Here is a 7,579-nt window from a genome sequence, read left to right on the forward strand (position 1 = left end):
GCTACAACGTCTATCGCAACGGCACCAAGGTCGGCAGTGCCACCGGGACCACCTTCTCCGAGGCCCCCGGTGCGGGCACCCACAGCTACCAGGTGAGCGCGACCAACGCCTCGGGTGAGTCGGCGAAGTCGGGCGCGGTCTCCGCGACCGTCACCAACATGCCGCCCCCCGGCGACCTGCCCAAGCGGGTGCTGGTCGGCTACCTGCACGCCTCCTTCGCCAACGGCTCCGGCTACATCCGGATGGCCGACGTCCCCAATGAGTGGAACGTCATCAACCTGTCCTTCGGCGAGCCCACCTCGGTGACCTCGGGGGACATCCGCTTCACCCAGTGCCCGGTCGCCGAGTGCCCCAACGTCGAGTCCGAGGCGGAGTTCATCGCCGGAATCCGGGCCAAGCAGGCACTCGGCAAGAAGGTGCTGATCTCGATCGGCGGCCAGAACGGCCAGGTCCAGCTGAGCACCACGGCCGCGCGCGACAAGTTCGTCCAGTCGGTGAGCGCCATCATCGACAAGTACGGCCTGGACGGGCTGGACATCGACTTCGAAGGCCACTCCCTCTACCTCGACAGCGGCGACACCAACCTGTCCGCACCCACCACCCCGGTCATCGTCAACCTGATCTCCGCGCTGAAGACCCTCAAGGCCAGGTACGGAGCCCGGTTCGTACTGACCATGGCCCCCGAGACGTTCTTCGTCCAGCTGGGCTACCAGTTCTACGGCCCGGGACCGAACGGCTCCGCCGACCGGCGGGCCGCCTCCTACCTCCCGGTCATCCACGCGATGCGTAACGACCTGACCCTGCTGCACGTCCAGGACTACAACTCCGGGCCGATCACCGGGCTGGACAACCAGTACCACACCATGGGCACCCATGACTTCCACGTCGCCATGACCGACATGCTGCTCGCGGGCTTCCCGATCGCCGGCAACCCGGCCAACGTCTTCCCCGCGCTACGCCAGGACCAGGTCGCCATCGGCCTGCCCGCCGCCGCGTACGCGGGCAACGGCTTCACCACGGTGGCGGAGGTCCAGAAGGCCTTCGACTGCCTGGCGAAGGGGACCAACTGCGGTTCGTACCGGCCCAGGGGGGTCTACCCGAACCTCCGCGGCCTGATGACCTGGTCCATCAACTGGGACAGGTACAACGCCTTCGAGTTCTCCCGCAACCACCGGGCCTATCTCGACGGTCTGGGCTGAGAACTCCTCGCCGCCGGGAGAGACGGACTTCCGGCGGCGAGGTTCCACCCCTCCGCGTCCGCAGGTCTCACGGGGCTTACACCCGGAGCGGTTCGCGATCATCACTCTTCGTGACGGCCCGGATTCCCAAGGTCGCCAAAACTGGCAGAGAGGTCTCGGTTTAGAGACCGGGTGGCCGGTCGGCGGTGAGGTCCGGCAGGCTAGGGGCCGTCATGGACTACGCAATTCTCACGGGGTTCGTCCTCGTCACAGGTGTCGTACTCGCCCTGGTCGCACAGTGGAAGGGCTGGCGGCCCTCACTGCCGGCCGTGCTGGTGGTCGGAATCGTCTTCAGGGTGCTCATCATGACCACCTCGGCGATGGACACCTGGCAGCCGGTCGACTTCGTCAACAGCTTCAAACCCGCGGGTGAGGCGGTCCTGAACCGTGAGGATCCCGTCCTGGGGAGCAACGGCGGCTGGCACTTCCTGCCGACCATCCCCTACGTCTACGGCTTCCTGCTCTGGCTGGGCATCCCCTGGGAGATCGGCGGGCGCCTGGTCACCGTGGTCGCCGACATCGCGCTGATCCCGCTGGTCGGCAAGCTCGCCGGAGGCTCCAAGGCGTCGTTGCGCGCCTTCCAGTACGCCTGCAACCCGCTGGCCATCCTGGTCGCCTCCGTGCACGGCCAGGTCGAGCCGGTCGCCCTGGTCTTCGGCGTCGCCGCCTTCGTCGTCGCCCGGGGGCCCGGCGACCCCGACCGGCCGGGCATCCGGACCGACGTGGTCGCGCTGGTGCGAGGCAGCGTCGCGTTCCGAGGCCTCCCCGGTGCCATACGGCATGCCACGGGTCCCACCGGCGTGGTCCGCAGGGCGCTCACCCCGCGCCCAGGCGACCGGCAGTCCCTACGCCGCGCCCTGTGCGCGGGGCTGCTGATGGGCCTGGCGCTCTGTGCCAAGAGCTGGCCGATCTGGCTCATCCCGGGCATGCTCCTGCTGCTGCCCACCTTCCGCGCCCGCGTCGTGGCGTTCGTGGCCACCGGCATCGCGCCGATCTTCTTCCTGGTCACCCTGCCGATCTTCGCCGGCACCTCGCTGAGCCAGATCCCCGAGGTCATCCGGGTGATCCAGGACGTCCGCCCGATCGTCGGCCAGTGGGGTTACAGCGCCATCTACATGCACGGCGTCAACGATCTGCACCAGGGGATCGCCACGTTCGGCACCCGTCTGGTCTACGTCACCCTGCTGGTGACCGCCTTCCTGTGGCGCCGCGCCGACCCGGTCGACCTCACCACGGCGCTGCTGATCGCCTTCATGGTCGCCACTCCCAGGCTCGGTGCGCAGTACCTCCTGTGGTTCATGCCGTTCCTGGTCGCCCGTCCGACCCGTTTCGCCTGGCCGGCCATCATCGGCGTGTCCTTCTGGGCCGCGTACGGCTACCTCTACATGACCCAGTTCGACTCCGCCACCTGGCGGAGCCTCCATGTCTTCTGGTCCCAGGGCTCCATCGTGCTCCTGCCGATCCTGGTGCTCGCGATGCCCTGGGCGCGCCGCGTCTTCAAAGCACCTGACGCTCCCGAGGAACCGCCATCCCTGCGGCCCGTCCCGGCCTCCCCTAGCCTGTCACCGCCGTGATGAGTTAGCTGGTTAGTGTAGGTAGGTGTGACGAACACTGTGGAAATCCTGCGCTACACGGCCTTCACCCATGATCCTGAAGGGGGGAACCCCGCCGGGATCGTCCTCGACGCGGCGGGGCTCTCCGACGAGGAGATGCTCGCCATCGCCGCCGAGGTCGGATACTCCGAGACGGCGTTCGTGACCGCTCGCGACGACGGGCGGCGCGCCTTCCGGGTCCGGTACTTCGCGCCCTCGACGGAGGTGGCGTTCTGCGGGCACGCCACGATCGCCACCTCGGTGGCCCTGGCCGAGCGCCTCGGGACCGGCCGGCTGGTCTTCGACACGAACGCCGGTGAGATCGTCATCGACACCGAGATCGCCGACGACGCGCTCCGCGCCACGCTCACCAGCGTCCCCACCTACTCCCGGCCCGTCGCGGAGGAGACGCTGGAGGAGGCCCTCGCCGCCCTCGGCTGGTCCCGCGACGAACTCGACCCGGCCTTTCCTCCACACGTCGCGTTCGGCGGCGTGCAGCACCTCGTGGTCGCCGCGGCCTCGCGCGAGCGCCTGGCCGACCTCGACTACGACTACGAGCGGCTGAAGGCACTGATGATCCGCGAGGACTGGACGACGGTGAACCTGTTCTGGCGGGAGAGCGACGAGCGGTTCCACACCCGCAACCCTTTCCCGGTCGGGGGCGTCGTGGAGGATCCGGCCACCGGGGCCGCGGCCGCCGCCTTCGGCGGCTACCTGCGCACTCTCGACTCCGGCTGCTCGGAGTTCACCGTCATCCAGGGGGTGGACATGGGACGGCCCAGCACGCTGAAGGTCTCGATCGCCTCGGCCGACGGCCGGAGCCGGGTGAGCGGCGGAGCGGTGGCGCTGGAGATCGTCTGAATCCCCGGCACGGCTTGACTTTGACCAAGCACTTGCTCAAGATCCGGGTGTGGTGACATTCGCGGACCTGATCCGGGCGCGGGCCGGTGACGAACATCCCGGCCTGCGCTTCGAGGACGAGAGCTACAGCTGGGCGCGGATCGTCCACGAGGCGGAACTGCGGGCGGCACTGGCCCTGGACATGCGGGAGCCGGGCCGCCCGTTCCACCTCGGCGTCCTGCTGGAGAACGTCCCCGAGTACGTCTTCTGGATCTTCGCCGCGGCCCTCTCGGGCGCGACCCTGGTCGGCATCAACCCCACCCGGCGCGGCGCGGAACTCGCCGCGGACATCCGGCACACCGACTGCCACCTCGTCGTCACCGACACCCCGCGCTCCGCCCTGCTCGACGGTCTCGACCTCGGGCTGCCACCCGGCCGGGTCCTGCTCGCCGACACCGACGGCTACCGCGCGCTGCTGGCCCGCCGCACCGGCAGCGAGGCGAGGGCGGCCCTCGACGCCGAGAAGCCGCCACGGCCCGAGGAGGCGTTGCTGCTGCTCTTCACCTCGGGCTCGACCGGATCACCGAAGGCGGTGATCTGCGGTCAGGGGCGGCTGGCGGCCATCGCGGGGCGGGGCGGCCGGTTCGGGATCGACCGGGAGTCGGTGACCTACCTCGCGATGCCGCTCTTCCACGGCAACGCCGTCATGGCCAACCTGGCGATGGCCACCGGCGTGGGCGCGACGGTGGCGATGCGCCGCCGCTTCAGCGCCTCGGAGTTCCTCGCCGACATCCGCAGGTACGGCGTCACCTACTTCAACTACGTCGGCCGTGCCCTCGCGTACATCCTGGCCACCCCCGAACGCGACGACGACTCCCGTAACCCGCTGCGGGCCGCCTTCGGGACCGAGGCCTCCTCCCGCGACCTGACCGAGTTCGCCAGGCGGTTCGGTGCCCAGATCATCGAGGGGTACGGCTCCTCCGAGGGGGCGATCGCGATCAGCAAGGTTCCCGGAACCCCGGCCGACGCGCTCGGCCTGCCGCAGCAGGGGATGGACGTCGCCGTCCACGACCCCGCCACCGGCCGCGAGTGTCCGCGGGCCCGCTTCGACGACAGTGGCGGGCTGGTCAACGGGCACGAGGCGATCGGCGAGATCGTCCGGCGCGACGCCTCCTTCGAGGGCTACTACAACAACGCCGAGGCGGACGCCCAGCGGCTCCGCGACGGCTGGTACTGGAGCGGCGACCTCGCCTACCGCGACAGCGCCGGATACTTCTACTTCGCGGGCAGGGACGCCGACCGGCTCCGGGTGGACAGCGAGAACTTCGCCGCCGCGCCCGTCGAGCGCATCCTCGCCCGCTACCCGGGCACGGTCATGTGCGCCGTCTACGCGGTGCCCGACCCGCGCACCGGCGACCAGGTCATGGCCGCGCTGGAACTCGACGGCGACTTCGAACCTGCCGGATTCGCCGCGTTCCTCAACGCCCAGCCCGACCTCGGCACCAAGTGGGCTCCCCGCTTCGTACGGCTGACACCGGAGATGCCGCTCACCGCCACCAACAAGGTGGACAAGAGCGGCCTGCGGCGTCAGCTGTGGGAGTGCGCCGACCCGGTGTGGTGGCGGCCGGGACGTGACCTCGCCTATGTTCCGCTGACCGAGGAGGCGTGCTCGGCACTGCGTGCCAGGTTCGTCGACTTCGGCCGCGCCCGGCTGCTTCCCTAGTGCCCGTCAGTATCCGTCGCCGGACTGTCCGATCAGCCGGCCCAGGGGAACTCCCGCCAGTCGCCGTACCTCGTTCGCCATGTGAGCCTGGTCGGCGTATCCGCTGGCCGCGGCGACCTCGGCCGCCGCGATGCCGCGTCTGGCCAGCCGCAGCGCCCGCTGGAACCTGACCACCCGCTGCAGTGTCTTCGGGCCGTACCCGAAGGCCCGCAGGGACCGACGCAGAAGCTGCCGCTCGCCGAGCCCCAGATCCCAGGCCACCTCCCTGACGCTCCGCCCCGCCAGCAGTGCCTCGGCGATCGCCGACGCGGCGGGATCGGGCTCGGACGTCGTGCGCATTCGTACGGCCAGAACCCGTTGCACGGCGTCGATGACCGGCTCCGGTGCCCCTCCCGTGAAGGGGGCCAGCTCGGACAGTTCCCTGAGCGGTCCCAGCTCGGACAGCGGTACCCGCAGGTCGCGCAGGCTGTCGAGCGGCACGCCGAACACCCCGCCCGCCGCGCCGGATCTGAACCGGATCCCGATGTAGCGGTCGCCCGGCGACATCCACACGGTTTTCGGGCCGGTGTCGGGGCCCGCGACCTGTGCTCCTCTCGGACCCCAGATCAGATCCACACAGCCGTCGGGCACGACCAGCTGGGGCATGCCCGTGGTCGTGACGGCGGTCGCCTCGTTGCTCCACACGCAGGCCACCCGCCCGGCGACGCGGGGGTCCGGAGCCCACTCGCGATACATGACCTCAGGTTACGGGCGGCTGTCTCCTCCTCCGTTCTTCTCCTGCCGGTCGCCCGTCGTCGAGTCTTCCGCCGCCGGCTGCCCCTCGTCGGGCACATTCCCCGAGACGAGGGCGGCGGCCCACTCGCCGTCGGGATCGCTGTCGATCAGCAACGTGCGGGTCAGCAGGCTGAGCGGGATGGCCAGCAGCGCGCCCAGCGGGCCGAGCAGGAACGTCCACAGGATGAGCGAGATGAAGGTCAGGGTCGTGGACAGCCCGACGGCGTCACCGAGGTACTTGGGCTGGATCAGCGACTGCACCACGAAATTGATCAACACATAGGCGACGATCACGAAGAGCATGGTTTTGGGGCCGCCCGACAGGAGGCCGAGCAGGGCGGGCGGTATCAGGCCCAGGACGAAGCCGATGTTGGGGATGTAGTTGGTGATCAGTGCCACCACGCCCCAGAGGAGGGGGAGCGGCACGTCGAGAAACCAGAGCGCGGCCACGTCCAACGCGGAGCAGACCAGCCCGAACGCCGTCGACACCACAAGATAACGACGGGTCCGGTGGGCGAAGTCGTGGAGCGCACCGATGAGCAGGGGTCTGCGCGCCGCCCCCATGGCGAGAATCCGGGAGAAGGCCTGCGCGTCCAGGCACATGGCCAGGAGCAGGACGATGATGAGAACGATGCCGGAGAACGCGCCCACCAGCCCGCTGAGGAATTCCTGCGCGATCGTGAAGACCTTGCCGGGATAGAAGGAGTTGATCGCCTGGTTTATCTGCCGCGTGCCGATGCCGAGGTTCGCCGCCAGTTCCTGTGCCTGCAGCACGAGCTGCTGGAACTGCTTGTCATAGGTGGGTATGAGAGCGGCCAGTTGCGCGATGGCAAGGGTCAGGACCGCCACCATGCCCAGGAGTATCAGCAGCACGATCACCAGGGGGACGGCCACTAGTACCCACCCGGGAGCGCCGTGCCGGTGAAGCCAGGTCCTGACCGGGGAGACCGCCAGGACCAGGACCAGTGCCAGCAGTGCCGGTCCAACGATCGAGTTGACTTGCCTGATCCCGCCCAGGACGATCACCGCACTCGCGGCGCAGAGAAGCACGACGAGCGCCCTGGGCAATACTCGCTGGTCCGTCATATTCGATCTCTACCCAGCGAGCGGGAAACACGTCTCCACGGGGCACGCGCTTTGATTTGACGGGACCCGGCGGCGTACATAGAGTTCACAGGCCCGAGGAGGTCGGCGGAGATCGCCAAAGCCTCGGGACCACCCTTTTGATCAGTTCCCTCGTCGGGACGCATGCGTCGCGCCGAGATCCGATTGGACAACAACCGGATGTTGGAGTAAGTTAGAGGGGTTGCCCTGGAAACAGGGTGGTCGCAATCCTAGCGGATTCGGCGGGTCTGGGTCGATGGTCGGGAAGCCGACAAGTTGACACAAACCCGGCAGATCCGATAAGATGG

6 protein-coding genes are annotated in these 7,579 nt (G+C 68.9%); 4 read left to right on the forward strand and 2 right to left on the reverse strand.

Going from position 1 to position 7,579, the window contains the following annotated elements; genetic code table 11:
- Positions 1 to 92 precede the first annotated feature (92 nt).
- The 4 genes from ABT130_RS46315 (at position 93) to ABT130_RS46330 (ending at position 5,393) form a co-directional block, all read left to right on the forward strand.
- Entirely contained in the window at positions 93 to 1,199 is a 1,107-nt protein-coding gene (locus tag ABT130_RS46315; RefSeq protein WP_451935675.1) for a chitinase, read from the forward strand.
- A gap of 212 nt (positions 1,200 to 1,411) precedes the next feature.
- Positions 1,412 to 2,812, forward strand: a complete 1,401-nt coding sequence (locus ABT130_RS46320) for a putative hexosyltransferase (RefSeq protein ID WP_350966307.1) — start codon at positions 1,412 to 1,414, stop codon at positions 2,810 to 2,812.
- A gap of 27 nt (positions 2,813 to 2,839) precedes the next feature.
- Positions 2,840 to 3,691 carry a PhzF family phenazine biosynthesis protein gene (locus ABT130_RS46325; protein ID WP_350966308.1) on the forward strand — a complete coding sequence of 284 codons (852 nt, stop codon included), beginning with the start codon at positions 2,840 to 2,842 and terminating at the stop codon, positions 3,689 to 3,691.
- Between the two features lie 49 nt (positions 3,692 to 3,740).
- Positions 3,741 to 5,393, forward strand: a complete 1,653-nt coding sequence (locus ABT130_RS46330; protein WP_350966309.1) for an AMP-binding protein — start codon at positions 3,741 to 3,743, stop codon at positions 5,391 to 5,393.
- A gap of 6 nt (positions 5,394 to 5,399) precedes the next feature.
- Here the strand turns inward: ABT130_RS46330 and ABT130_RS46335 are convergent, their stop codons facing one another.
- Both ABT130_RS46335 and ABT130_RS46340 read right to left on the reverse strand, forming a co-directional pair.
- The gene (locus ABT130_RS46335) at positions 5,400 to 6,128 is read right to left on the reverse strand and encodes a DUF6597 domain-containing transcriptional factor (protein WP_350966310.1); all 729 of its coding nucleotides are present in this window, start codon (positions 6,126 to 6,128) and stop codon (positions 5,400 to 5,402) included.
- Positions 6,129 to 6,137: 9 nt separating this feature from the next.
- Entirely contained in the window at positions 6,138 to 7,253 is a 1,116-nt protein-coding gene (locus tag ABT130_RS46340; protein WP_350966311.1) for an AI-2E family transporter, read from the reverse strand.
- Between the last annotated feature and the right edge of the window lie 326 nt (positions 7,254 to 7,579).

The organism is Streptosporangium sp. NPDC001681 (genome assembly GCF_040298085.1).
Lineage (GTDB): Bacteria > Actinomycetota > Actinomycetes > Streptosporangiales > Streptosporangiaceae > Streptosporangium.

What these genes read in the sequence shown, in the direction of transcription:
- ABT130_RS46320 (WP_350966307.1), top strand. Translation starts at nt 1,412, where the DNA reads ATGGACTACGCAATTCTCACGGGGTTCGTCCTCGTCACAGGTGTCGTA.
- ABT130_RS46335 (WP_350966310.1), bottom strand. Translation starts at nt 6,128, where the DNA reads ATGTATCGCGAGTGGGCTCCGGACCCCCGCGTCGCCGGGCGGGTGGCC.
- ABT130_RS46340 (WP_350966311.1), bottom strand. Translation starts at nt 7,253, where the DNA reads ATGACGGACCAGCGAGTATTGCCCAGGGCGCTCGTCGTGCTTCTCTGC.